Annotated in this window: 23 protein-coding genes; 8 read left to right on the forward strand and 15 right to left on the reverse strand. The window is 37.1% G+C overall.

Annotated features, from left to right (window positions below; genetic code table 11):
- Window positions 1–142: 142 nt before the first annotated feature.
- The 5 genes from ACOZBY_RS04305 to ACOZBY_RS04325 form a co-directional block, all read right to left on the reverse strand.
- Window positions 143–343 (reverse strand): tyrosine-type recombinase/integrase, encoded by a 201-nt coding sequence (locus tag ACOZBY_RS04305; protein WP_230591361.1) that lies wholly within the window; start codon window positions 341–343, stop codon window positions 143–145.
- Entirely contained in the window at window positions 268–732 is a 465-nt protein-coding gene (locus ACOZBY_RS04310; RefSeq protein WP_422761660.1) for a tyrosine-type recombinase/integrase, read from the reverse strand. The genes ACOZBY_RS04305 and ACOZBY_RS04310 overlap by 76 nt, the downstream gene beginning before the upstream one ends.
- The gene (locus ACOZBY_RS04315; RefSeq protein WP_422761662.1) at window positions 666–923 is read right to left on the reverse strand and encodes a hypothetical protein; all 258 of its coding nucleotides are present in this window, start codon (window positions 921–923) and stop codon (window positions 666–668) included. The genes ACOZBY_RS04310 and ACOZBY_RS04315 overlap by 67 nt, the downstream gene beginning before the upstream one ends.
- Window positions 924–1261: 338 nt before the next feature.
- Complete coding sequence (locus tag ACOZBY_RS04320) at window positions 1262–1462, reverse strand: hypothetical protein (protein WP_416277914.1); 201 nt, start codon at window positions 1460–1462, stop codon at window positions 1262–1264.
- A 530-nt stretch (window positions 1463–1992) separates the two neighbouring features.
- Window positions 1993–5415, reverse strand: coding sequence for an S-layer homology domain-containing protein (locus ACOZBY_RS04325; RefSeq protein WP_207974109.1), 3423 nt, complete (start codon window positions 5413–5415; stop codon window positions 1993–1995).
- A gap of 631 nt (window positions 5416–6046) precedes the next feature.
- On the opposite strand from ACOZBY_RS04325, the gene ACOZBY_RS04330 reads away from it, so the two are divergent.
- From ACOZBY_RS04330 to csaB, 5 genes are all read left to right on the forward strand, one after another.
- A complete protein-coding gene (locus ACOZBY_RS04330; RefSeq protein WP_036167055.1) occupies window positions 6047–7897 on the forward strand; it encodes an S-layer homology domain-containing protein in 1851 nt (616 codons plus the stop codon).
- 323 nt (window positions 7898–8220) lie between these two features.
- Complete coding sequence (locus ACOZBY_RS04335; protein WP_031418530.1) at window positions 8221–8961, forward strand: WecB/TagA/CpsF family glycosyltransferase; 741 nt, start codon at window positions 8221–8223, stop codon at window positions 8959–8961.
- On the forward strand, window positions 8958–10514 hold the full coding sequence (locus ACOZBY_RS04340) for a putative polysaccharide biosynthesis protein (RefSeq protein ID WP_207889625.1): 1557 nt from the start codon (window positions 8958–8960) through the stop codon (window positions 10512–10514). Before ACOZBY_RS04335 ends, ACOZBY_RS04340 begins: the two co-directional genes overlap by 4 nt.
- Window positions 10515–10534: 20 nt before the next feature.
- Window positions 10535–12448: a DUF5693 family protein gene (locus ACOZBY_RS04345; RefSeq protein ID WP_422761572.1), complete on the forward strand. Its 1914-nt coding sequence runs from the start codon at window positions 10535–10537 to the stop codon at window positions 12446–12448.
- Window positions 12448–13527 carry a polysaccharide pyruvyl transferase CsaB gene (gene csaB, locus ACOZBY_RS04350; RefSeq protein ID WP_031418527.1) on the forward strand — a complete coding sequence of 360 codons (1080 nt, stop codon included), beginning with the start codon at window positions 12448–12450 and terminating at the stop codon, window positions 13525–13527. Before ACOZBY_RS04345 ends, csaB begins: the two co-directional genes overlap by 1 nt.
- A gap of 39 nt (window positions 13528–13566) precedes the next feature.
- Here csaB and ACOZBY_RS04355 read toward each other — a convergent pair whose 3' ends face one another.
- Window positions 13567–14397 carry a flagellin gene (locus tag ACOZBY_RS04355; RefSeq protein ID WP_012292785.1) on the reverse strand — a complete coding sequence of 277 codons (831 nt, stop codon included), beginning with the start codon at window positions 14395–14397 and terminating at the stop codon, window positions 13567–13569.
- Between the two features lie 199 nt (window positions 14398–14596).
- A complete protein-coding gene (locus tag ACOZBY_RS04360; protein ID WP_031418525.1) occupies window positions 14597–15070 on the reverse strand; it encodes a hypothetical protein in 474 nt (157 codons plus the stop codon).
- A gap of 205 nt (window positions 15071–15275) precedes the next feature.
- Between ACOZBY_RS04360 and ACOZBY_RS04365 the strand changes: the two genes are divergently transcribed.
- Together ACOZBY_RS04365 and ACOZBY_RS04370 are read left to right on the forward strand one after the other, a co-directional pair.
- Window positions 15276–16850, forward strand: coding sequence for a hypothetical protein (locus ACOZBY_RS04365; protein ID WP_422761575.1), 1575 nt, complete (start codon window positions 15276–15278; stop codon window positions 16848–16850).
- Window positions 16847–19621 carry a DEAD/DEAH box helicase gene (locus tag ACOZBY_RS04370; protein WP_031418523.1) on the forward strand — a complete coding sequence of 925 codons (2775 nt, stop codon included), beginning with the start codon at window positions 16847–16849 and terminating at the stop codon, window positions 19619–19621. Before ACOZBY_RS04365 ends, ACOZBY_RS04370 begins: the two co-directional genes overlap by 4 nt.
- Window positions 19622–19856: 235 nt before the next feature.
- Here ACOZBY_RS04370 and ACOZBY_RS04375 read toward each other — a convergent pair whose 3' ends face one another.
- On the reverse strand, window positions 19857–20255 hold the full coding sequence (locus ACOZBY_RS04375) for a single-stranded DNA-binding protein (RefSeq protein WP_036160744.1): 399 nt from the start codon (window positions 20253–20255) through the stop codon (window positions 19857–19859).
- A gap of 297 nt (window positions 20256–20552) precedes the next feature.
- On the opposite strand from ACOZBY_RS04375, the gene ACOZBY_RS04380 reads away from it, so the two are divergent.
- Window positions 20553–20978: a YwpF family protein gene (locus ACOZBY_RS04380; protein WP_422761578.1), complete on the forward strand. Its 426-nt coding sequence runs from the start codon at window positions 20553–20555 to the stop codon at window positions 20976–20978.
- 191 nt (window positions 20979–21169) lie between these two features.
- Here the strand turns inward: ACOZBY_RS04380 and ACOZBY_RS04385 are convergent, their stop codons facing one another.
- The 7 genes from ACOZBY_RS04385 to ACOZBY_RS04415 form a co-directional block, all read right to left on the reverse strand.
- Window positions 21170–21562: a hypothetical protein gene (locus ACOZBY_RS04385; RefSeq protein ID WP_036160741.1), complete on the reverse strand. Its 393-nt coding sequence runs from the start codon at window positions 21560–21562 to the stop codon at window positions 21170–21172.
- A gap of 108 nt (window positions 21563–21670) precedes the next feature.
- Window positions 21671–22054 carry a hypothetical protein gene (locus tag ACOZBY_RS04390; RefSeq protein ID WP_197224532.1) on the reverse strand — a complete coding sequence of 128 codons (384 nt, stop codon included), beginning with the start codon at window positions 22052–22054 and terminating at the stop codon, window positions 21671–21673.
- A 151-nt stretch (window positions 22055–22205) separates the two neighbouring features.
- Window positions 22206–22649 carry a 3-hydroxyacyl-ACP dehydratase FabZ gene (fabZ, locus tag ACOZBY_RS04395; RefSeq protein WP_031418516.1) on the reverse strand — a complete coding sequence of 148 codons (444 nt, stop codon included), beginning with the start codon at window positions 22647–22649 and terminating at the stop codon, window positions 22206–22208.
- 55 nt (window positions 22650–22704) lie between these two features.
- On the reverse strand, window positions 22705–22989 hold the full coding sequence (locus ACOZBY_RS04400; RefSeq protein WP_036166922.1) for a DNA-directed RNA polymerase subunit beta: 285 nt from the start codon (window positions 22987–22989) through the stop codon (window positions 22705–22707).
- Window positions 22990–23031: 42 nt separating this feature from the next.
- Window positions 23032–23871 (reverse strand): flagellar hook-basal body protein, encoded by an 840-nt coding sequence (locus ACOZBY_RS04405; protein ID WP_012292775.1) that lies wholly within the window; start codon window positions 23869–23871, stop codon window positions 23032–23034.
- A gap of 30 nt (window positions 23872–23901) precedes the next feature.
- Window positions 23902–24735: a flagellar hook-basal body protein gene (locus ACOZBY_RS04410; protein WP_031418513.1), complete on the reverse strand. Its 834-nt coding sequence runs from the start codon at window positions 24733–24735 to the stop codon at window positions 23902–23904.
- Between the two features lie 21 nt (window positions 24736–24756).
- Window positions 24757–25752 (reverse strand): rod shape-determining protein, encoded by a 996-nt coding sequence (locus ACOZBY_RS04415; protein WP_008180529.1) that lies wholly within the window; start codon window positions 25750–25752, stop codon window positions 24757–24759.
- Window positions 25753–25918: the final 166 nt, after the last annotated feature.

The following is a 25918-nucleotide window of genomic DNA, read 5'->3' on the forward strand; positions in this document are numbered from 1 at the left end:
CCTTTGCCCTTACTTCATCATATTTTTTTCAATCTCCGAAAAAAATTGTGAGAGTGAAATTTTATAAGAACGAATTGTTTCTGAGCTGAACTGATACAATTATCATCATAGAAGGCTTGTAAAACTTCCTGATTCATAGAAATCACCCCATTATATTCTTATATTTTAATCTCTTATCTTCCGATGGTATTTGTGCATAGATACGTGTTGTATTTAAATCAGCATGTCCCATTTCATCCGCTATAAACTGAAGGTTTGCTCCTCTTGCTAACAAATTGGTGGCAAATGTATGTCTACAGCAATGTGGATGAAAATTTTTTTCAAGTCCTGCTTGTTTACCCACTTTTTTAGAACACCTCTTATTCCACCATTTAAAAGACGGTCACCAAATTTATTCATGAATAGCCGCTCTTTTAGATCACAAGTCCGAGCCTGTAAATAATTTTGTAATGCTATGGCACATTCTAAGGAAAAATGGGTAGTTCTAATTTTATTACCTTTCCCTACTACTTCAGCTGTATGTTTGTCCATATTAATATTGATAATATTTAATGCTGACATTTCTGAGACACGGCAACCCGATGTAAGAAGAAATAAAATAATAGCCCTATCACGAGTTGATAATTGTTCAGAGATAAGTTTAATACAAGAAAACTCATACTCATCTAAATAATTAGGAAGTGATTTAGATAATTGAGGTCTCCAACGTTTTTTTTCACCCTTTCTATATATTCTTCATCAAAACAAAATTGAAAAAAGGGTGATAGTGTTGCATGTACAAGCGCTATTGTATTTGGTTTTTTATGTATCGAAAAATCATTAATCCATTCTCTAACATTCTCTGAGGTCATATCCTTCAGCGGAACCTTATATTCACGTAGGAAGCGTTCCAGTATCCATTTATATATGGTTATAGTTGCCACTGCTTTATTTTCTAATTTTAAACATACTAAATACTCATTCAATACTTTTATAGTTATTGAAGAGATATAAATATCCGTACTCTTCCAGTATTCATCAATAGTTTTTATTTTCTCGTGTCCAAACTAATAGAATATGATTAATCTTATTAGGACTAGTATTTCCATTTTTAGAATGTCTATATATTACTATTAGACTTAATACATTTAACTAGACAAAATAATAAAATATTTTTATCAAGAGGCTTATTATATCCATAATAAAAAAGCTCTGCAGACACTTTCTTTACAGAGCTTCTACTATAAACTTCTCGATTAAATATTGGTAAACAACCTATTGGTCATTTGATAAGCTGTTTATTATAGTCAATCCACTTTTCCATTTCCCTCTCAACAGCTCTATTTTGCCATTCAAACCAAATACCAGAACATTCACTACAATGGCTATCTACCCCGTTCTTTTTATGCATATCTTTATAAGTAAATATAGTTTTTTTACGGCAACTGTAGCAAAAGATTTCTTTTTCTTTATAAAATTCCATATTAAACCTACCTAATGATTTTTACTTATTCATCTCCTTTTTTCATCGAAAATATTCAAGTATTAAATTCCTAGGAATTAAACTTATAAGAACTGAATACTTGAATATCCATTGTTTTAAAATATCAAATACCATACAGTAAAGTTGTACTAGCCTCATCTTTCGAAAATAAGTTTATTATACATATTACTGACTGATCTTCTGCAATATTTTTGGTTTTTCCCTTTTGACATGTTCCTAAACAAAAATAAACTCACCTTTGACACCTAAACTTCCTCGAACATTGTCAAAGACTTTTTGGCTATTTGAATCAAACTTTAATAAAACCCTCATCTACAAAGTTTGGTATTTTAACTTTTATGATGTTCTTAAAAGATGGATTATAAGTTTTTTTCACTAGTATTGTATCTGCTTGAACTTAGGTATTATTCCAATAATAAATTTTAGAAGTAGAAAAAGGTTCTGTAGAGAGTTATTCTCAACAGAACCTTTCTTTAAGAAATGTTAGTCACATTCCTTTATTAAAATTATTATTTGAAATCAATTACTAAATCATTTGCAGGAACATTACCTGTAACTTTATCTTTAAAATTAGCTTTAGAAATAGTAATTGTTCCATTTGTACCTAAATTTGCAATAGGAGTAGTAGCATAGCTAGCACCAGCTGTTACAGTAATAACTGTTTTTCCTGAAACTGTAGTATCAGCTACAGTAAATCCGTCAGCTGCTCCATTCGTAGTTTCTGGTTTGAATACAGTTGCAAACTCAGTTTTAAGATCAGCAATAAGAGTTGAATCAACTTCAGAACTGAAAGTAAATACTAAAGTTTCATTAGCTTCAACATCTGTAGGACCAGTAGTTTTGTATGATCCACTAACTGTAGCAGTTACTGCAGTTGCAGCACCGAAGTCAATTACATTTGCAGATTCACGAGTTGATTCAGCAGCAATAAAGTTTTGAGCTGCAGATAAATCAGAAATATATTTAGCATTTTCTACTACATCAACTAAGTAAACAGAGCCACCTACTGTAGTATCTGCTGCTTTAATAGTAATTAAAACACCTTTATTATCAGGAGATAGTTTTACAGTATAATCAGAACCTGCAGTTAGTGTTTTTCTATCACTGTGACGAACAACTTTAAAATCATTTGCAGCTAATTCTGCAGAAGATCCATTAAGTGTAAGTTCTTCAGTAAATGGAACTAAAATTGTTTTATCAGCTTGATTTGTTGCATAATTAGCGTCTCCAACCACTTCAGGAGCAACTTTATCCAATAAATTACCAGCTACTGTTTTTGTTGGCGCTTTGATTACATCAGAACCTGTAAATGAATCACCAGCTAAAGTAACTAATTTATCAAATTTTACATTTAATTCGAAATTAGAAGCGTCAGCATTAATTTCTTTATCAAATTTCACTTTAACAGTTGAAGTACCATTTGCTTCAATTGAAGAAATTGTATTTGTGCTACCTGTAGCTAAAGTAATACCACCAGCTTTTACATCTTCGATGCCAGCATTAAATTTGATTTCAACAGTTTTTCTATCAACTAATGCAGCAGAGTATTTCGTACTTCCAATTGTTTTATATTCGCCAAGTGCTAAACTTGAATTTTCATTAGTGAAATCAATATGGTTAGCACCTTTATTTTCAGAAAACTCTTTTAACACATTACCTGCAACGTCTTTAACTGAAAGAACTCGTAATTGTTTGATAATTGCTTTACCTGAACTATTAGTTGTTCCGAATTCAACAGTTTCATTACCAATCTTTTCAGCAAATGTAATAGCTACAGTAGTTCCATCATGTAAAATGTCGATATTAGCAATATCGCTGTTTAATGAACGTAATTGTCCATTAATATCTACAAGATAATTAGAGTAGTTAGATAATGTTTCAACATCCATTTTTTCAGAGAATTTAATAACAACTCGTCTTTGAGATGTGTTCCATGATTTTGAATCCATTGTAGGAGCTACTCTGTCAGCATTTTCAATAACTTCTTTATAATCTAACATTGTATTCTCTAATTTTGTGTTATCTTTTACATTCTTAACTTCTAATGTGTTCTTACCATCTGATAACTCTTTATATAGAGTTACAGTTACAGATTTTTTATCGTTAGATAATACTGCGTCTTTAACAGAAATAACTTTTCCGTCTTTATCAAGAACAGTATAGTTGTTTTTGTTTCCAGCTGAAGAACCTAATGTTTTAGAGAAAGTCACAACTAAAGTTGTTGAATTTTTCACTTCTACTTTCTTAACTTCTGGACGAGTTTGATCAACTTGTGGTGAAACAACTACTTTTGTATCCGCAGCAATTGTATTACCAGAGTAATCTTTTACTCCTTCAACATAAACTGTTACAGATCCAGTTGGAAGAGTGTTTACTCCTTCAAAAGTATATTTATATTTATTACCTTCAACACGCTCTACAGATTTAGCAGCTTTTTTATCAGAACCTGATTTCCAGAATACTTTAGAAGCTGAAATAGAATCTGGATCAACATCTTCTGAGAATGTTAAAGTAAGTGTTTCAAGAGTCGCACTTGATTCAGTTACTGTTGGAGCTTCTTTATCTTCCACTACAGTAAATTCAGTTGTAGATGTAAGAGAAGTGAATCCTGCAAAGTCTTTAATTTGAGAAACTTGTAATGAATGAGTACCAACAGCTAATGCTGATGTGCTGTAAGGAGTTAATACTACCTCATTTCCAGTAACAGTAACTTTACCATAGAAAGCTTTACCGTCTAAAGTGAAGTTTCCTTGTTTTACATCATCAACTGGTTCTGAGAATACAACTTTAAGAGCTTTTGTTCCTAAAGATTTTACTTCTTTAACAGTTGGAATTTCGTTATCAACTGCTTTGAATTCTACATTTTTAGCTGAAATAGTTAAAGTGCCAGCTTTTACATTAGAAACACTAACTGCATCAACTTTATTGTTGTTTAGTCTATCTTCTAATGTAAGAACAACTGTTTTCTCATCGTCTAAAAGCTTAACAGATTTAATTACTTTACCTGATTTTAAAGAATAGTTTGCTTTATCAGTTGCTGTTTCTTTATCAACTTTACCGTCGAATTCAACTACTACTTCTTTAAGGTTAGTTGCAGATACAGATTTAACTGCAGTAGCTGTAGTTACAACATAAGTAACTTTAGCTTTGTATTCAACATCCTTAATTTTGAAAGTAACTTCTGTTTCTTTGTTAGGCTCTAAAGCTTTTTCTAAAGTAACAGTTTCTTTAGTACCGTCAGATAAAGTAACGTTTAAAGTTTTAGCGTCAACTACTTCGATTTTGTCAACTTTTGGAGTAGCATCTACGTTTTCAATAGTACGTGAGAATACAACTGCGAAGTCTTGGCGAGTAATTGGAGCATTTGGGTTTAAGTTTGTTTTACCATTTGCTTCAGAACCTTTGATAACGCCGTTTGCAACTGCGATTTCTAGGTAAGATTTAGCCCATGGTTTAACAGTAGAAGCGTCAGCGAATTCGCTTAGATCGCCTTCACCCTCTAATTCGAAAGCATCTACTAAAATTTTAGCAGCTTCAGAACGAGTTAATTGTTTGTTTGGTGCGAATTCAGTAGCACTTACACCTTCAAAAATTCCGTTTTCTACAGTTGCTGCGATAGCATCGTAGTACCAAGCATCAGCTTTAACGTCTTTGAAGTTTACATCACCTTCTGCTTCTAATTCTAGAGCGTTAGTGAAGATTGTAGCAGCTTCCGCACGTGAGATAGTTTTAAGTGGGTTGAAGTTGCCGTTAGCATCCCCTTGGATTACACCAGCGTCTACTAAAGATTGAACTGCTTCTTTAGCGTAGCCAGAGATTTTGTTGAAGTCGTTTAATTGTGCAGCAGATGCTACAGGTACGATTGCAGATGCAACTAATGCAGCTGTTGCTGATGCCGCGAAGAACTTACGGCCTTTGTTTTGCTTTGCCATTAATTTATTCCTCCCTAATATTCCTAAAAATTGATATTATTCCAACGAAAACTATAGTACCACCATAATTAGTTGCCTAAATTTATGTATTATAGCTTTCTCGAATAATTCAAAACTAAAGCAAATTTTCTTAGTAAAGTTACTAGAAAATGAGTAGTAGAATACCATTCTAGTAAGCTTATTCACTTTCTACAATAATATAACATTATCTTTTCCGAAATTCAAGCATTGGGACATAAATTTAGATATAGAAGATTTTTTTACCATGGACCTTACTAGATGGCTACTTTCTTCCAACTAATTTTACCCTCATTTGTATTGGTAACATATAGTTCCATTTCCTATTATACCTGACTCTCCATAATAACCAAGCATTTTCTGGAATGGTTACTAAATTGTCAAAAATTAAAGACTCCCGTAACATTTTAGTTATATTTGTAAAGAAACAGAAACATAGCTAGAGTTTTTTAGCGAATTTCGCCACTTTCCTATCACTTTTAAGAGTTTCTTCATTATTAAATAATAGCTAATTCTATCTGTCCCTATGTTGTAATAATAGATTACCTTTTTTTGTGATACACTTTTGATAGTTTGATAGAACAATTATCAGCTATTGAAGGGAGCTTGAAAAATGAAACGAAAATTTCCTCTTTACGGGGCAGTGCTTGCAGGTATGCTATATCTTGCACCTACTAGCGCTTCAGCAGAAGATATTTCGAAGCACTGGGCCTATCATGAAATGAACTATCTTATTACAAACGATTTAATGAAGGGTGATGAATTTGGCAATTATCGTCCAAACGATGCTGTTACTCGCGCTGAATTCGCAGCATTTCTAGTCAGAACACTTAACTTGCCAGCTACTTCTAGTCAAGCAACCTTCTCAGATGTAAAGAAAGGCGACTGGTATTACGGAGTGATCGAGCAAGCTAGCTATCATGGATTGATTAAAGGTGACGACCAGGGCAAATTCAACCCAAACGCACATATTAATCGTCAGGAAATGGCGGCTATGTTAAAAAGAGCTCTCCACTATCAAAATATCAATACATCTTCCTCCCCTATTAACTTTAGTGACAATGCTCGTATCGCCAAATGGGCCTATGCTGATGTACAGGCTGTCGTAACATCAGGGCTACTTGTAGGGAAGCCGAATAATCAATTTGCACCACTTGCCCAAACAACTCGTGCTGAAGCAGCGACCGTTCTCTATCGTTTACTTCATTTAGAAGCACCAGAAACTGGTGGAAAGGAATATATAACGACGAATTACTCATTTGACTATTCTTCGGTGGTGAATAAACAAACTGCCAATAATCCAAAGGTAGACGGTGCTGGCATTTTTACGGCTAGCGACGCACTAGTGTCATACTATGTACACCCAAAGAGTGTTATGCAGGATAGCCCATCTTTTTATCAATTTTTAAAATTATCAACTGTGGTTAATAATTTGAATGCCAAGGAACTCAATGATAAGGTACTTGCTAATAAAGGAAGCTTAGCAGGTATGGCTGATGCCTTTATTCAGGCGGGTATCGATAACAATGTAAATGCTATCTATCTGTTATCACATGCTTTACATGAAACCGCTAATGGGGCCTCTGCGCTTATGAATGGAATTGAGGTTGGCTTAGATACGGGTGGAAAACCAGTGATGGTTACTCCTGAAAATCGAGACAGTTTAACCGCTATTAAGAAAACTTATAATGCTTATGGTATTGGAGCTATTGATGCTGATGCCAATAAATTTGGTGCTGAGCGTGCTTATACAAATGGTTGGTTTACCGTACAGGATGCGATTATCGGCGGCGCTCAATTTGTCAAGGATCAGTATATTAGTAAAGGACAAGACACATTATATAAAATGCGCTGGAATCCTGATAATCCAACCGTCCATCAATATGCTACACATGTAATGTGGGCAGTTATTCAGGCGAAAAAGATTTATGATATTTATGAATTAGTTGGGGCACATACGTCAACGAATTTAGTGTTTGATGTTCCTGCTTATCAGGGTCAGCCTTCCGCTCCATCTTTACCAAGCCCTACGAAGCAATATGCTTTGGATTCATATATAGCTGGGGCAATCGGAAAGGCTACTACTAATCTCAATATGAGAACATATCCTAATACTACAGATGCTGCATCCATTATGACGAATTTACCTAAAGATACATCCTTCAAAGTACTTGGAGAAAATGGTGGCTGGTTTAAAGTAAGCGTCAATGGTCAAGAGGGCTGGGTGTTTGATGATTATGTTCAACTTGAAAATGGTTTACAGATTGTCAACATGAACATCATGCTCAATGTCCGAAGTGAACCATCTACGACAGCCCCAATATTAGGTACAGTTAAACCAAACGGCTTTATTATTGGTGCAGTAGATGATAAAGGCGAATTCAAAAAAAATGGTGCCTGGTATCAGGTTATCTATAACGGCAAAACCGGCTGGGTACATGGCGATTATATTGTAAAAAAATGATTTCCTACGATTTTCTAAAAAAAGAGTGCGACATTGTCTCGCACTCTTTTTTTGTCTTCATTGCATGAATATAAAACACTATATAATAGAAGAAACTCAACCCCCTCTGTTATGAGCACCACTATTTCCTCCTAAAAAAATCAGTGCATTTTTTAGTTTGTTTCTTGTATATGCAATAGAATCCTCCTTTTTATAACGATGAATCCCCTTTTATGCAGCCTATAGCCATAGCTGAACTATTATCGAAAATTTCCTGTCAATATTGCTTTTATGGTATGATAGATTGCAGTGAAAAAGGAATTACAGAAAGGTTTGAACACTATATGAGGCATGTAACGATTATGGGCGTACCCTTTTTACATATTAGTCAGCAAGGGTTTGTAGATCTACTTGTTAATCGTATTGAACAGCAAGAAAAGACTTTCGTTGTGACAGCAAATCCTGAAGTTGTCATGCAGGCAAATGAAAATCCTACTGTGAAGGGCTATTTAAATCAGGCAACCTACATTTGTGCGGATGGTATCGGTGTGGTAAAGGCTGCTCAAATCCTTGGAGATTCACTTCCCGAGCGTGTAACAGGCTATGATACCATGGTGAAATTGTTAGAGGTTGGTCAGCAAAAGCGCTTTAAAGTTTATTTATTGGGTGCACAAAAAGAAACAATAGAAAAGACCATTGCCAATATTCATAAGAATTATCCAAATGTTGAAGTTGTAGGCTATCAGGATGGATTCTTTGATTGGAATAATAATCATATTGCGGACGATATCGCAGCATTACAACCTGATCTGGTGTTTGTCGCTTTAGGAGTACCGAGACAGGAAAAATGGATTACTGAAAACCTAGACAAGTTTTCAAAGGGCGTATTTATTGGTGTGGGTGGCTCCTTCGATGTCATCGCGGGCACTGTGAAGCGTGCACCAGTCATTTGGCAAAAGTTAAATCTTGAGTGGCTTTATCGACTGCTACGCCAGCCAAGTCGTTTTATAAGAATGCTTGTTCTTCCACGTTTTGCTTTAAAGGTTTTCTCATTAAAGCTTAGAGGGCAGGGCACAACAAAATGAGTCAATCAACATTTGTCAAAAGTACACTCGTTTTAACCATTGCGACATTACTTTCTAAGGTTATTGGCAGTATTTTCCGTATTCCACTTCAAAATATTGCTGGTGACGAAGTACTTGGTATTTTCAGTCTTGTCTATCCTGTCTATATGGTGGCTTTGTATTTATCTGTTGCAGGTATCCCTATTGCTATTTCTAAACTGATTGCGGAGGCTAACTCAAGTAAGGATACTGCCAAAATAAAGAAAATTTATGTAACCGCAAGAATCCTTGCCCTATCGTTTGGCGTCATTAGTTTTACAATCATTTACGGTTTTTCAGGGCAGATAGCGAATGCACTTGGTGGACCATCAACAGAAATTGCCTTAATTATTGTGGCACTGACATTACTTGTGGCTCCTTATATGGCTGTCTATCGTGGCTTTTTTCAAGGCTTTGGAGATATGCGACCGACTGCCATCTCTCAAGTAATTGAACAATTAGTTCGAGTTGCATTAATTCTAATTGTTGCGTACTTCCTAGTTGCGATGGATTATTCAAATGATATCGTAGCTGGTGGAATTATGGCTGGTTCTGTCCTTGGAGCACTCGGTTCACTTGTTTATTTACTCTATAAATATTTCCGTTCGTCGGTAAAAGTAACGAGCAAGGAGAAATATTCTAGTAAGGATTTCTCCACATATAGTAAAACTATATTAAAAATATCCATTCCGATTGCAATTGGTTCTGTTACAATGGCACTTTTTAACTTTGTGGATTCCTTTACCGTTACATATGGGTTAAGAAGTGCAGGGGCAGACGCAAGTGAAATTAGCTTCCTTTATGGGATATATGGTCGAGGGCTAACATTAGTTCAAATTACGACGGTATTTGCGTCATCAATTATTTTACCGCTAGTGCCACTAATTACTACTAAGCTTGCTGAACGTAAAATGGATGAAACACGCAGTATTATTGAACAAACACATCGTATGACTCATCTTATATCTTGGCCAGCTGCGATTGGACTGCTAGCCTTAACCTTGCCTTTAAATCTAGCTCTTTTTAAAGACTTAGAGGGAAGCTTAATGTTAGCCATGATTAACCTTAGCTCGGTCTTTACATCACTAACACTCCTTGGGACGGGCGTTTTACAGGGAATGAATGCTGCTAAAACAGGCGCTCTTATTATTTTAAGTGGTGTTGTTTTGAAGGTGTTTGCGAACATCTTCTTCATTCAAGCATTCGGTCTAGATGGTGCTGCCTATGCAACATTATTGGTGTACTTTGTGTTATTTATTGTGAATACTGTCTTTATATATCGTATGATTCGCTTTACTGTTCTTGGAAAAGATACGGTGAAAATGATTGTGTCTTCCATCGTAATGGGAGCAGCCGTTGGTTTACCAACGTTTTGGCTTGATTTTACACATTGGTCTCGTATGTGGGCAATGGGCTATCTGACTATTGCCATCATCATTGGAGGAGCTATTTACTTCCTTTTACTATGGCTAATGAAAGCTATTGATAAACAAGATTTAAAGAAAATCCCTGTTATCGGAAAAAGATTTTCATAAATAAGAGAGGTAGGACACTTATGTCGAAACAGAAATGGCTTTGGGGGATTATTGTTCTTTTACTCGTCGTTTCCTCCACAGGTATCATGATGAGGTGGAATGCGGAGCAATCGAATGATTCTTATGAAATCGTGATTCCCTATGATGAAATACAAACTGCAAATAAAAACAGTGATTTAACAATGGATGAAATCCTTTCCTCCTTAAAGGAAGCTGGACTGACAACTGTTAGTCTTGAGCCTTTAACATTAAAGGAAATGGAAAAACAAAATTTGATTACTGTCTATAAAGAAAACGACTTAGCAGCACAATTATTATTTACACCTTATAAAGATGCTGTTGATGTTACAAAGAGTGGCTCTTATATTCGAGTACCTGAAAATGAAAGCTACCGAAAGCTTATCATGGATAGTGTTGAGCCGGAGGAAGTTCAAATAGGAGAAGAGGCTTTTTATTTTCTCCCTACTTCTAACCATAACTTTGATTTAAAAACACCAATTGGCTACGATCAGCCTGCTATCGATATGATTAGTAAGCATGGCCTAGGCTATGTCTTTAAAGTTGAAAATGCAGATAATGAAGTGGCTAACGCTAAATTGGTGAATCAGTTACTCGCATTAAAAGATGGTTCTTCTGGTCGCTTGCTTGGTCAAGGTGACGAAGCAATTGGCTTTGGACAAGAAAAAGGCAATCAATTAGTTGAAAAACTAAGTGATGCGGGCTATTACTTCTATACAATCGAAAGTAATCCATTGAAGGGCGAAAATAAAATCGCCCAAATGACCGATTACAATATGATTCGTTTGCATAGTATTAACATCAACAGACAAACGAAATTAAAGTTAAATGAAAGTATTGACCGTACAACAAGAGCTGTAAAAGAGCGTAATATCCGTTCTATCTTCTACCATATTAAAACAACTGGTAATGCCAAGGAAAATGTGGAGCAAACAATTGACTACTTAAATGGAGTACATGACGCAATGCCAGATCATTTCCAACCTGGCGAGCCAAAGCTGTTTGATCAGGTAGCTGTACCAGCCTGGGTCACAGCAGCTGTATTAGTAGCAGGTATTTTATTTACCTTTATCGTTTCAGACTTAATCAAATGGATGCCTCTACGAATTGCGGCAGCTGGATTTATGACAGTACTAGCCATTGCGTACTTTATCCTGAAAAGTACTCTATTCTTACAGGCATTTGCACTAATTATTGCAGTCCTTGCACCTACCTATGCCGTAATTAAATCAGCACAAGGGTCTACGAAAATGTCTAAAATACTTGTGCAATACTTGAAGGCAGTAGCGATTAGCCTTATCGGGATTGTTATTGTCATTGGCTTATTAAATGGCAATGCCTTTATGACAGGCTTTGCTACGTTCAAAGGCGTGAAGTTAGTTTATCTGATTCCAATTATGGGCGTTCTACTATTTACATTAATTGAGATTAACCGACTAGCTGATCAAAATATTAATAAATCTTTATCTAATACCGTAACATTGTTAAACAAAGAATTAAAATATTGGCATGTACTCCTACTAATTGTCGTGGCGGGTATCGGTTTATTTTACATTAGCAGAACTGGTAACTCTGGCTCAGTTAGTGATTTAGAATTAGCATTTAGACAATGGCTAGAAAATACCTTATATGTACGACCAAGAACGAAGGAATTCTTAATTGGTTTCCCATTCTTTGTTTTAGCTTTATATGTAATGGGCATCAACCGCAAATGGGGTAGTATCTTACTTGTACCAGGTGTTATCGGATTCTTATCGATCGTTAATACATTTACACATTTACACATCCCAGTAGCTGTTTCAGTATTACGTACTCTATACAGCGTATCTCTTGGTTTTGTTATAGGACTAGTATTTATCCTTATTTTTAAATTCGGTTATCGTTGGGTTTCTAAGGCCATCGCGAGGTGGTCATAATGCACATTGTTTTATCGGGCTATTATGGATTCGATAATGTCGGAGATGATGCTATTCTGCTTTCCATCATTCAAGCTTTGAAGAAATGGGAAAATGATATAGAGATCACTGTATTATCTAATAACCCAACCGCTACTGAGCAAACCTATGGTGTAAAAGCCGTCAATCGTTGGAAAATGAAAGAAATCCATCAATTGCTTAAAACAGCTGATGGACTCATTAGTGGCGGTGGTAGTTTAATGCAGGATCAAACAGGCATGAAAACTATTCCATACTATGCGGGCGTGATTCAAATTGCAAAATGGCTGAAGAAGCCAGTATTTGTTTACGCCCAAGGTATGGGCCCAATCAACCACTCGCTTAGTAAATTAATCGTGCGTAAAACCTTTAACAAGGTTGAGCAAATTACGGTTAGAGATAAAGCCTCCCAAACTCTTTTAACAGAGATTGGTGTACGTAAAGAGACTAAAATTGTGCCCGATCCTGTTATGGGACTCAATGGTGGCGACTTTCATTGTGAATGGTTAGATCAAGAATCCCTAACGGCAGAAAGCTATATTTCTGTTAGTGTCCGTGACTGGCCATCTACAATAGCATATAAAGAAAAAATTGCTCATAGCTTAGACCAATTAGTACGTCAGGGTGAGCAAATCGTTTTCTTACCAATGCATGGTGAACACGATTTAAAAACTTCTCAGGAAGTGGCAGCACTCATGCAGGAAAAAAGCTTAATTGCTCCTTCTGATTTATCCATTGAGGAAAAAATTGCGGTAATTGGACAATCTCAATTATTGATTGGGATGCGACTCCATTCCCTCATCTTCTCAGCCATCTATGCTACACCTTTTATCGCCATTTCGTATGATCCAAAAATTGATGCATTTGCTGATATTGTTGATCAGCCGGTTATTGGGCATGTCGAGAAGGATGATTGGAACGGTGTCACATTGTTCGAACGTGCGATTGCCATGTTAGAATCGTATACGACGGTTCGAGAAAATATGCGTCAGGCTGTGCTACCCTTACAGCATGAAGCTACGGCAACGGCTAAATTAGCGATTGAGACTTTCTCTAAATAAACATTAAAAATGATGAATTTCAATAGTAATTGAAATTCATCATTTTTTTCCGATTTCTAATAATTTTAAAATGGATTGTGCCTGCTGCATATGCATCGCCAGCACATATTGACTGGCCTGCATTAAAATCTGAGCCTTCACCATATTCATCATCTCTTTGGCAATATCAGCATCTCGAATTCGTGACTCTGCTGCCTGTAAATTTTCTGCGGTGTTCACATTGGCATTATAGGCATGTTCCAAACGGTTTTGATAGGCGCCAAGGCGGGAACGTTCACTGGATACGCGTTTTAAAGCGTCCTCCATAGAAGAAATAGCCTTATCTGCCTCATCTCTAGTAGCAATCGAGACATCTTTCAAACCAAGTGCTTCTGAACCGACACCATTAATCAACAGTTCAATGCTCTGTCCTGCGTTGGCACCTGCCTGAATTTTAATCCCATTTGTTTCATAATCGCCATTCAGTAATGTCTTTGTATTAAATTCGGTATCGGTTGAAATACGTTGAATTTCCTTCTTTAACTCTTGGAACTCTAAATCAAGTTGTTTCCGATCCTCATCTGTTAATGTATCATTGGCTGCCTGCACTGCTAGTTCTCGCATACGCTGAATCATCGCATGTGTCTCATTCAATGCGCCCTCTGCTGTTTGCACTAATGAGATACCATCCTGTATATTCTTTGCCGCCATATTCAATCCACGAATTTGAGCACGCATTTTTTCAGAAATGGCCAGACCAGCTGGATCATCTGCTGCACTATTGATTCGGTAACCTGTAGAAATTCGTAACATTGCTTTACTCATAGCACCATAATGTCGATTCATATTATTCAGGATCGACATCCCTGTAGCTGACCAATTACCTAGCATTTACTCACCACCCTTTTGCCACTTATATCGGTCTATCCTCCGCTTTTTTAACATTCCATCGGTAATAGTTTCCAATATAGTAGGATTTATTAATTATTTGTAGGAAAGTTATTCATCCCTTTAAACTTTTGACCTACCTGTGATAATAAAAGCACCCCTTCTCCTAGTAAGAAAAGTAGGTGCTTAATGGGTATACCATCTATTCAATTTTGAAACCTCCAAGTTGATGGTTCTTTTGCTGCAATAGATTAAAAAAGAGTGATTTATTGTTCTCTAATAATGCTTGATCGATTAAGTAATCCAGATTTCTGTTCTCAATTTCTGCAATAAGCTGATCAATTTCACCTACAGTCACTGTAGAAACAAGAGGAAGTTGCTTCGGTGTAGCGCTTTCAAGTATAGGTGCCAGATGATCATGGACGTTGGTAATAAGAAGTAGCTGATAAAGTGGTAATCGAATAAATCGATTGCCCTTTTGGAAAACAAACACCTCAGATAAATTTTCAATTTGTTGTGTCTTCATGTTGATAATCATCTCTTTACCTTCTATGGGAATGAAATGGAAAATCTCATTCTCTTTTAATATAGAGAAATATTGATAAGCAAACACGAGACGTAATTTGTCCCCAGTGATTTTTGTATAAAACGGCTTCATGTATTGAACTTGCATCATCCTTCATCCCTCCCGATTATCTGATTATTCAGATTTTAACACAAATCAAAAGTCTTGTTAACTATCTTTAATTCAATTTCCTTCTTTCTGATCATTCAGCTTATCATTGCCGCATTTTAATCGTATAATGGAAGGACAGTCTTTTTTCCTTTACTACCATTAATCCATATTTAACATAGCCATCTATAAAGAAAGGAGTGAGGTTATGGCATTGTCAATATCGCAATTGGCTAAAGAGCATCAAGCATTTGTGTTAACTAAATTAAAAGAAGCTGAACATGATTTACATCCTTCCTCTACGGAAGATGAAGAACTAGTCCGTCGTGCGGTCTTTTCGGTTAGAAATAAGTCCATTATTTTTGACCGTTTTAATGGAGCCAGTTCTATATTATATGCAACTGTCCAGGATGTCAGACCCGCTTCTGTTGAAATTGATTTCGTCAAAGAAGAGCTACGCTGTAGCTGTCCACAACCAAAATGGTGTCGACATCAGGTAGGTACATTACTTGCTCTTTACCAGTACTTTGATTCCGTTCAAAATTGGTCGAGTGCTTGGCGTGCTCAAAAATCTGTTCAGTTAAAATCATTAGCTGATGAACGTAGCCCTCAAAGTTGGTCATTGATGGTTGAGGAAGTAATGAAACGATTATTGCCACCAGGTCGTATTTTAGAGGGCTATGGCCTTTCTGCTATAAGGACTGATGCATTGGAGCGTCTTCGTCGACATATGCCCTTTGAACGTGAATGGCAGCCTCTTTATAAACTGTATATGGAGTTAGCCATTTTCAATACTATTTGGCGACATTTGAATGAAACACCAGGCCATTCACTGGATTCCCCTTATATGAAATACTTTATTGATCAAAGCAGTCAATCTTTTGAGAGCATACTTACAGAGCTGACTAATCGATCTCGCCTTTTTGCGACTGATCCGTTTTATGACGCTCTCCAAGTGGAAGTACGGAAGTTTTTATTAGAACGACATGGACTATTTCCAAATCGACTTCACCTGTACATGCTACTTTGGGCGGTACTTTTTTATGAAAAGCCTCGTCGTGAGCAGGAATTAGATTATTTAAATAATCTTGAAAACCCTTCGGCAGAAATATCCTTAGAATCATTAAGATTATTATTTTATGTACTCTTACAAAAGGAGGACTTACTGCTTGAAAGTTTGAAACATATTGATTTGCAGCAAATGCAGGATCTTTTTGAACTCGCTACTTTTGCTCAGCGTGCTGGCGAATCACATGCTCTGGCTATTATTCTACGAGCAATTCTGCCAATGACAGCAGCCTTTTTGAAGGAAGTCGTACCAGTTGTACAACGTGCTCAGTATGTTCGTCAATTCCAGGTTTTATTTGATGAAATACAGCTTACCGAAGAAGAGGAAGCCATTCTATACAGCGCCTTCGGAGTCTACGGCCTTCAACCATTCTCTTCTTTCTTAATTAAAAAAGGACGTTATCGAGACTGGGCAGCGCTTCATCAATTAAATCCTTCGTCTCTATCTTATTTAGAGATGTGTGGATTAAAGGATGTATTACAAATTGAACCAGCTACGGTTTTACCGCTATATCATGTTTATGCAATGGCGGAAATTGCTCAAAAATCTCGCTTGAATTATAAGCAGGCAGTACGCATTTGGAAAAGTATGCGTACTGCTGCAAAACGGGCAGGTAAAACAGCTTATTTTGAAGCATATATACAAACAATCCGCTCAGAATACAAACGACTCCGTGCGTTACAGGAAGAAATCGAGAAAGGAAACTTAGTATGATGACAATAAACGCCAACTCTCCTTCCCCTTTTTCTAAAACACAGCAGCTTCGTATCGATGTAGCTCGAGAAGGATATTTTACGTTGCAGGGATTTACTGCAAATGGTACAACAATCGACGTAGATACATTCGTATCTTCATTGTTCTTTACCTATGAGGCAAATATCTATGGCTTACTAACAAATCAGGCGGATTTATCCATTGAGGTTTCCGCTGCTGAGCTTCTTGATATTTTTTCATCAAGCTATCAACATCCCTTTATCAGCTGGGTTGGTGCAAATGAAGATAGTAAAAAATGGCTAGGTAAAGTATTGGCGTTACAGGATTATTGGCAGGAGCCCTCTCTTTGGTCACATGCTGTCATTGCAGAGGATTTTTCTTCACTAACCTTCCCTCTCGACGATATAGATTCTGCATTATTAGAAACTGCGGTGCAGCAAAAACTTTCTCAAGTAGGGCTAATACTTTCTGATTTACCAAAGCTATTGCCCTTTTTCTTACGAGGTGGCTGGCCATTGGATCAAACACGCCAAGTTGGTGCCATTACCGTTTCCTTACGATTAAGTGAACCAGAAGAAGATTCCGATGTCTGGCTCTTAGAAACGGTCCTTAGCACCGCTACTACAAAAAATTACTGGACACCTGCTATTCGTAAGCAGTCATTACTTATAGAAGATGCACTCCCTACAAAATGGCGTATGTTTGCAACTGAAATTGAGCAGCAACAACAACAAATAGTTCAACTACTATCTAAAGATGCTATTAGTAGTGAAACCTTCATTCGTGTAACACTTGAAGATATGGAGGTACGATCTTTTTTACGTGAGGATCTTGCCAGATTACAGGCACTTGGCTTCGATGTTGTGCTCCCAGCATGGCTAAAGGATTTAAAGCAATCCAAATTCCGTGTCCGTGTGACAACTAGCAATGCATCTACAAAAAAAGTCGCTGGATTAGATGATATTCTAACATTCAAGTGGCAATTTTCGATGAATGGACAGACAATCTCACCTGAGCAATTTAAAAAGTTAGTGGAAGAAAAGCGTGAATTTATTCGTATAGGGACAGAATGGTTCCGTGTTGACGCTAACTGGATGCAAGAGATGCGTGCGTTAATGCAGCAGGCAGAAGACGAAAGCTGGACTGTCCGAGAATTGTTATTCAGGGAATTACCCGAAGATTTATCTGCACCTATTGAAGAAGAGGATGCTGACGATGCGCTTCGGGATGATCCTATCTTTGCATTAGAGATACAGCAATCGTTAAAGGCTTATATGGAACAGCTCTTAGACAAAAAGGGTTTACCTGCTGTACCCATTCCAGCGACATTACAAACAGAGTTACGTCCTTATCAAATTGAAGGCTTTGAATGGCTAGTCTTTATGCGTCAGCAAGGTTTCGGTGCTTGCCTAGCCGATGATATGGGTCTTGGCAAAACCGTTCAGATGATAGCCTATTTACTTCATATATATGAAGCAGTAGCTGATTACACAAAACCATCTATTATTATTTGCCCAACATCAGTCCTGGGTAACTGGCAGAAGGAGCTTGCTCGATTCGCTCCTTCACTAATTGTCCATACGCATTATCAAACTAACCGTGCAAAAGATGATGATTTCAAAAAAATGGTATTGATTGATAGGCCACATGTTATTTTATCAACCTATGGAACGGTGTCACAGGATACAGAATTTTTACAGGATATTGACTGGGCAACGGTTGTTTTAGATGAAGCTCAAAATATTAAAAACATGCAAACTTTACAATCAAAAGCCATTCGTAAATTACTGGGTGACCATCACATTGCCCTGACTGGAACGCCTGTAGAAAACCGTCTGTCTGAGCTATGGGCAATCTTTGATTTTATTCATAAAGGCTATTTAGGTAGCTTTGGTCGCTTTAATGAAGATTTTATATTACCAATTGAACGAGATGAATCTGAATCCCATAAACAAAAGCTACGAACAAAAATTCAACCATTCTTATTACGTAGGACAAAACGTGATCCTCATTTGCAGCTGAACTTACCAGATAAGCTAGAGTCAAATGAGTATTGCCCATTAACAGCCGAGCAAGCTTCTCTCTATGAGGGCTATATTTTGGAGACGCTTGATCAGCTGGAAGAGTTAACAGGGTTTCAAAAAAAAGGACGCGTCTTAAAAATGCTCAGTAAATTAAAGCAACTATGTAATCATCCTGCCCTATATTTAAAAGAGCCTTTCGAGGATGCCCAAACAATGCTTGCACGTTCGGCAAAGTTAGAGCGCATTGTGCAAATGGCGGCTGAAATTGTGGACAATGGCGAGCAATGCCTCATTTTTACACAGTATATTGGAATGGGACAATTGCTCCAGCATTGTTTAAGTGAATTATATAATGTAGATGCACCGTTTTTAACAGGTGCTATGCCTAAGCAGCAAAGAGACCGCTTAGTAGAGGCGTTTCAGGCAGGAGATTTTCCTATATTTATTCTTTCCTTAAAAGCAGGTGGAACAGGACTTAATTTAACAGCTGCTAATCATGTCTTACATGCAGATCGCTGGTGGAATCCCGCTGTCGAAAATCAGGCAACCGATCGTGCTTACCGCATCGGTCAAACGCAATTTGTGCAAGTCCATAAATTTGTAACACTTGGCACAATTGAAGAAAAGATAGATAAAATGCTAGCGCAAAAATCAGCGCTATCAGAAGAACTAATTCAGTCAAGCCAGTGGTTAACTGAATTAGAGGATCAAGAACTTCGTGATCTCATTACATTAGATATATATTAATAACAAGCGCCAAGGGTTCTTGGCGCTTTTTCAGTGGAACCATGCTTACTTCTCTTCTCTTCCCTACTTACTTCATATCCATATTCAGTTGTGTTAAAAATTTCATTGCTGTGCGGTCTTCAGCAACTTTTCCGAAAAAAATTGGTCCACATCATTCCTTTCTGTTACTACGGTGCAAGGAGTTTAAGGAGAATGGCGGATTAGACAATACTTTTCCTGCGCCGTATGTAGCATGCTATGGTAATACAAAGTCTTTTAAGTCTTCCTGTTCATTGGGTGGAGGTGGCGTCACCATAGAAGCTTCGTCACTATCCCTTTGTTTAAGTTGATAAAATCGAACATCCTCGACCACTACCTCTGTCATAAAAATCTTAGTGTTTTCTTCATTTACAAATGACCTTGTTTGAATTCGGCCGTTTGCACCTATTAATGAGCCTTTGCCGCAATACTTGACGATATGTTCTGCAAGTCTTCCCCAAACTGTACAGAATATAAAATCTGTATCTATTTCCCCATGGTTATTTTTGAAATTGCGATTAATGGCGAGTGAAAAATGAGTCTGCACACGATTTCCAGATAAGTATCGTAATACTGGATCTTTCGTAAACCTTCCGACCAGTCCGACTTGATTCATCCCTTCACCTCCTTTGCTGTGGATTGCCTTCATCTTACAAAATGATGCCAATATTAACAAAATCGAAAAATGATAATTTGCCATGATACTTCTGCATAAAATAGGTAAATTACCTGTTGTATTTTTCTTTTTTTTCTTATTTTTTCACCAGAATGCTTTAGGCAGTAATGGCAAATGCTATTTCATGAAATCAATAATTTCGCAGTAATAGAAATTAACTAGTAAGTGCGTATGACCAACAACTGGAACCGTATGTGTTATACTAAAAGAATGACAGACTTAGGAGGAATATACATAATGAAAACATTTAAAATGCTTTCCTTTGACCTTGTCACAAAAGATGGCGTTCAACCATTCCCTTTAGTCGATGGTATCATTATTAATCAGGAAAATAGCCATCAGTCTTGGATACTCGAATTGTTTATGGAAAAACAATATCGTTCAACCTTTGATGAGCTCTTAGTGAATGCTACTATTTTTAATGTACGTGCCGTTATTTCATTTCCCGATAATGAACCCGCTCCTTTTCAGGTAATCGTACATACGGTTCAAGAAATCGGTGACCATGTATCAGTACTTTTAAAAGGTACCCTCAAAATAAAACGCTCTAAATATGCCGAACAATTACTTTCTGAACTACTAGCTGAAGGTGTTTCTTTAGAACATTTGCTGGAACGCTTTACAAAAGATATGAAGCAGCGACCAAAATTGAAGAGTGACTGACGATGCAAATTTCTTGCATCGTTTTTTTTAAAAAAACGTTTGAAGGTTTTTCTGTGAAATGAGGTCTTGTCAGTACAAGTTATTTGGGATAACGGGGTCATAAATGACTTGAAATATTATATTCCAATAGGCATTCCGCTTCCTCAAATCAAAAAAAGAGTGTTTTCCTTGTAGGAAACACTCTTTTGATATTATCGGTTGTTCATACCGTCACGATACTTTTCAGTGTCGTTGGCTTTTTCATCAACCATGTTGTCATTACGCTTAACACCGTTTACGCCATTCGCGTTTGGTACGTTGTCATAGCCATTTGTGCTGTTAATATCAGCATTTGATCCAGGCGTTGTCGCTTCAGGTAAAGTTGTATTTTCATTTACAGTACCTCGTTCAACACCATTTACATTCCGATCGTATGCATCATTTCGATGATTTGGATCTAACGCATCCTCGACACGATCCACACCATTACGAACGTCAGTCTCTGCGTTTCTCACAGGATGATCTTCAACTGCACGATTTCCCCAGTTACATCCTCCAAGGAATACAGTAGCCAGAATAATGGTTAAAAATGACATTTTCCACATAGTAAAAAACCTCCTTTCTTGGTACTATGTCAGCAAATACATCATGTGTATTTGTGATCTAACATAGATTGCCCGAGAAAGGAGGGAACTATCCGATTTTTCTACAAACTATTTTTGTTTTTCTTTTAATAACTGTTCAATATATGCTGCTTCTGCTTTACAGTCATAGCTATAGTCTGTGCCTAGCTCTTTTTGCAATGCATCGATTGTTTCAACTTGTTGTGCTGTTGGTTCTTCATTTAAAATTTTGGCAATGACCTCATCAATTTTTTGTGCCATCTCTTCATGAAACTCTGCGCTCATCAATATTTCGGCTGGAATTTTTTCGATCCATGCTGCATTCTCTTGGAAATAAGTCTGCCAGCTTGCAATGAAGTCTTCCATGGAAAAGCGCTCTTCATCCCAACCAATACTTGCTAAGTATGTTTCAAAAGATGTTGAAATCGAACGAGTAATGCTAATTTTAATACCTGAAGACAATTCCTTATACATCTTAATAATCCTCCTACGTTTGTAAAACCTAAAAATTACATCTATTTCAATTCACAATCGCTTAATTCGCCATCGCAGTTTAAGAACCTACTAGTCTCAATTTTTTGACTTGACTTTATCTATTTTATATCTTTTGGTCTATAAATGCAAATTATGCTTGCTTTGGCTGCTCCGGTCCAATTGCAAATAGAATATCGGCTTCACATACAAGTTCTCCATCTACAGTTGCTACGCCATGTCCTTTACCCATAGAACCACGAAGTTTTACAAACTCCACTTCCAATTTAAGTTGGTCTCCAGGTACTACTTGACGTTTGAAACGACAGTTATCAACACCCGTTAAAAATGCCAAGCGTCCCTTAAATTCTTCGGCATTTAAAAGAGCTACTCCACCTACTTGTGCTAATGCCTCTACAATTAGCACACCTGGCATTACTGGATATCCTGGGAAGTGTCCATTAAAGAAGTCCTCATTCATAGAAACATTCTTTAAGCCTACTGCACGTTTTCCCTCTTCTAATTCAATAATACGATCTACAAATAAAAATGGATAACGGTGTGGTAAAATTGCTTGAATTTGCTCTGCTGTTAACATGTCATTTCCCCCTCAAAATAAAGTATGTATACACAAAGTAAGGTAAAGAATAAAATTATTCTTTACCATGCATAATATCGAATATATGTTGCCATGTTTCTTTTTTGAAAATATCCATAGCATTTCCTTCTCCAATAACACTAAAGCCAACCATTGCGCCTAATGTTGCGGCAGCAACAACTAAGATGAGAACAATTACAATGCGTAACCAAATCGGAATCAGTCGGATTTGCACCCATCGAACCTCGCGTTGCTCTCCATTTGAGCGGCGTTCTTTCTTGTCTGGTTGCGTATCGGTTTCTTGTGTCGGCACAGAACGTCGACGTGAATCGTTTGTCATAAATTGTACTCCTCTTCATTCCTTGCTTTTTAGGATGACTCCCTATCGAATACCATTAATGAGACCAAGCATTTGGTCTGCTAATGTAACCGTTCTTGCATTGAATTGATAGGAACGTTGTGTTTGAATTAGTTCTGTCATTTCCTTCGAGAGGTTAACATTGGACATTTCTAAAGTACCACCCTGCATGCCGATTTGCTGACGGTTAGCACCTACTAGCTCTGTTAGAACTTCAGCTTGTGTAAAGCCAAGTTCAGCAAGGTTGTCTGGTAATCCAACATAAGAACCTGAAACATGTTCCATTAGTTGCGGTTTTTGAAATTCTGTAACCGCTAAATCCGTACGAATTATATCGCCATTTGGATAAGATGCTTCTAGTATACCACCATTTCGTACTGAAAATCCTTGCACATTATCTGGTAATGTAATAGCTTGTCCAGCAGCATTTGCCACTGGGTATCCTTCAGCCGTTACTAGCATAACTGTTCCATTATTTAGCGGCGATAAATAAAAGTCACCTTGTCGAGTATACACTGTTTCAGTTCCATTTTCACCATTTGGCATTAAAATATTGAAATATTGTTTTGCTTTTGTAAAAGCTAAGTCCAAATCTCGATTAGTTGTTTGCAATGAACCTTGCTTTTGATTGGATTTAATTTGGCCAAGCATTGCGCCTGATCCAAAGCGAATACCAACAGGTGTTTGACGCTCGGCACGATCCAGTTTGTCATTATTAAACTGTTGATAGAGTAACTCATTGAAGGTTGCTTCCTTCGCTTTAAAGCCTGTTGTACTACTATTGGCAATGTTATTACTAATTGTATCTAGTTTATTTTGTAATTGGCCCATTGTATTGGTTGCTGTCATCATTGTACGTAGCATTTATAAAAAGCCTCCTGTTCTGTTCGTCCGTTAAATTTTACCGATTTCATTAACAGCCTTTTCCATGCTGCGATCATAAGCTTGTAATACTTTTTGATTGGCTTCAAATGCTCGGTAGGCTGTCATTAAATCTGTCATTGCACGACCAGAATCTACGTTTGAGCCCTCTAAGAAGTTCTGACGTAATGTAAAGGAAACTCCATTCGTTCCATAGGCTGATGGCAGATTTGCGCCATTTTCTGTCCGAATAAGACCGTTATCTTGTTTCTGTAGCATGTTCGGATTGGCAGCATATGATACGCCTACCCGCGCTACTTGTTGATTATTAACGTAAATGGCGCCACTTTCGTCGAGGCGGAAATCATCATTAGGTAACTGGATTCTTTGTCCAGCATCATTTAACACATAAAGGCCTTGCCCATTCACTAAATAACCTTGGCCATCCAAAGTAAAATTACCATTACGTGTATAGGCTTCCCCACCATCTGGATGTGCTAGTCTAAAGAATATTGAGCCAGTCACACCATCTTCATTTTGGGGTAAGTTTCCATCAATCAATGCCATATCTGTTGTAAAATCAGTGCTATAGATTTGGCCCTGTATGTAATTTGGTAATGTTTCTTGTAAGTATGTCCCAGTATTTAAAGCGCCTACTTGACTCATATATTCGGCACCAGCTTGTTGATTGGCAGGTGCATTTGTTTTTCCGATGCTAGACATCAACATATCTGGAAACGAACGAATCGTGGATTGGTCAGCCTTAAATCCTGGTGTATTTGCATTCGCTAAATTGTTAGATAGTAATTCTGTTCTTCTTTGTTGCGTGATCATACCCGTTGCAACTGTATAAAAACCTTTAAACAAAGAAATCACCTCATTTTATTTTTATAAGGACGCTGGCACGCGATCTATATTTTCGAGCATTATGCCTGTACCAATAGCTACACAATCCATAGGTCTTTCAGCAATAAAGACAGGTACTTTTAATTCTTCAATTAATAGTTGATCCATACCATGTAAAAGTGCTCCGCCACCTGTAATAATAACGCCGCGGTCAATGATATCAGCCGATAGCTCAGGTGGTGTTTTTTCTAAAACATTTTTGGCAGATTGAACGATCATTGCTACAGACTCGTGTAATGCACGTTCGATTTCTTCAGAGTGAATGGAAATTGTTCGTGGTAAACCAGTCACCATGTCACGACCACGGATATCCATTGTGTCATTACGACTACCTTTGAATACTGTTCCGATTGTCATTTTAATAGCCTCTGCTGTACGTTCACCAATTAGCAATTTATATTCTTTTTTAATATATTGCAAAATATCGTTATCAAACACATCTCCTGCCACTTTAATGGATTCACTTGTAACAATATCACCCATTGAAAGAACGGCAATATCTGTTGTTCCACCGCCGATATCAACTACCATATTTCCGCTTGGTTGGAAGATATCCATGCCTGCACCAATTGCTGCTACTTTTGGTTCTTCCTCTAAATATACTTTTTTACCGCCTGATTTCTCTGCCGCTTCACGGATAGCCTTTTGTTCAACACTTGTAATATTCGTTGGACAACAAATTAAAATACGTGGCTTTGCTAAAAATCCTTTGACATTTAATTTGTTAATAAAGTGTCTTAACATCGCTTCGGTCACATCAAAATCTGCAATGACCCCATCTCTAAGTGGGCGAATTGCTGTAATATTACCTGGCGTTCTCCCTACCATTTGGCGAGCTTCTTCCCCTACCGCTAATACTTTATTTGTCTTTTTGTCAATAGCCACTACAGATGGTTCATTTAAGACGATTCCTTTACCTTTAACGTGAATTAATACGTTCGCAGTACCTAAGTCAATGCCGATATCTTTCGAAAACATTTTATAATTTCTCCTTCCCGCCAGTTCCAACTACATAACGTTCATTTTATCTCTTTATCTAGAATATTTTATCATATTCTATTGGTAATTTCACCCTGAATTTAATGATTAAGACTGTTTTCTTTTCACGATCCGCATGGCAATAGTATAGTATTACTTTACCTTT

The sequence above is a fragment of the Lysinibacillus sp. NPDC056220 genome, from assembly GCF_049315265.1.
GTDB classification, from domain to species: Bacteria; Bacillota; Bacilli; order Bacillales_A; family Planococcaceae; genus Lysinibacillus; species Lysinibacillus pinottii.

Excerpts from the sequence above, each read along its gene's own strand:
- ACOZBY_RS04320 (WP_416277914.1), bottom strand. The coding sequence starts at position 1,462 with ATGGAATTTTATAAAGAAAAAGAAATCTTTTGCTACAGTTGCCGTAAA.
- ACOZBY_RS04325 (WP_207974109.1), bottom strand. The coding sequence starts at position 5,415 with ATGGCAAAGCAAAACAAAGGCCGTAAGTTCTTCGCGGCATCAGCAACA.
- ACOZBY_RS04330 (WP_036167055.1), top strand. The coding sequence starts at position 6,047 with ATGAAACGAAAATTTCCTCTTTACGGGGCAGTGCTTGCAGGTATGCTA.
- ACOZBY_RS04335 (WP_031418530.1), top strand. The coding sequence starts at position 8,221 with ATGAGGCATGTAACGATTATGGGCGTACCCTTTTTACATATTAGTCAG.
- ACOZBY_RS04340 (WP_207889625.1), top strand. The coding sequence starts at position 8,958 with ATGAGTCAATCAACATTTGTCAAAAGTACACTCGTTTTAACCATTGCG.
- ACOZBY_RS04345 (WP_422761572.1), top strand. The coding sequence starts at position 10,535 with ATGTCGAAACAGAAATGGCTTTGGGGGATTATTGTTCTTTTACTCGTC.
- csaB (WP_031418527.1), top strand. The coding sequence starts at position 12,448 with ATGCACATTGTTTTATCGGGCTATTATGGATTCGATAATGTCGGAGAT.
- ACOZBY_RS04355 (WP_012292785.1), bottom strand. The coding sequence starts at position 14,397 with ATGCTAGGTAATTGGTCAGCTACAGGGATGTCGATCCTGAATAATATG.
- ACOZBY_RS04360 (WP_031418525.1), bottom strand. The coding sequence starts at position 15,070 with ATGATGCAAGTTCAATACATGAAGCCGTTTTATACAAAAATCACTGGG.
- ACOZBY_RS04365 (WP_422761575.1), top strand. The coding sequence starts at position 15,276 with ATGGCATTGTCAATATCGCAATTGGCTAAAGAGCATCAAGCATTTGTG.
- ACOZBY_RS04370 (WP_031418523.1), top strand. The coding sequence starts at position 16,847 with ATGATGACAATAAACGCCAACTCTCCTTCCCCTTTTTCTAAAACACAG.
- ACOZBY_RS04375 (WP_036160744.1), bottom strand. The coding sequence starts at position 20,255 with ATGAATCAAGTCGGACTGGTCGGAAGGTTTACGAAAGATCCAGTATTA.
- ACOZBY_RS04380 (WP_422761578.1), top strand. The coding sequence starts at position 20,553 with ATGAAAACATTTAAAATGCTTTCCTTTGACCTTGTCACAAAAGATGGC.
- ACOZBY_RS04385 (WP_036160741.1), bottom strand. The coding sequence starts at position 21,562 with ATGTGGAAAATGTCATTTTTAACCATTATTCTGGCTACTGTATTCCTT.
- ACOZBY_RS04390 (WP_197224532.1), bottom strand. The coding sequence starts at position 22,054 with ATGTATAAGGAATTGTCTTCAGGTATTAAAATTAGCATTACTCGTTCG.
- fabZ (WP_031418516.1), bottom strand. The coding sequence starts at position 22,649 with ATGTTAACAGCAGAGCAAATTCAAGCAATTTTACCACACCGTTATCCA.
- ACOZBY_RS04400 (WP_036166922.1), bottom strand. The coding sequence starts at position 22,989 with ATGACAAACGATTCACGTCGACGTTCTGTGCCGACACAAGAAACCGAT.
- ACOZBY_RS04405 (WP_012292775.1), bottom strand. The coding sequence starts at position 23,871 with ATGCTACGTACAATGATGACAGCAACCAATACAATGGGCCAATTACAA.
- ACOZBY_RS04415 (WP_008180529.1), bottom strand. The coding sequence starts at position 25,752 with ATGTTTTCGAAAGATATCGGCATTGACTTAGGTACTGCGAACGTATTA.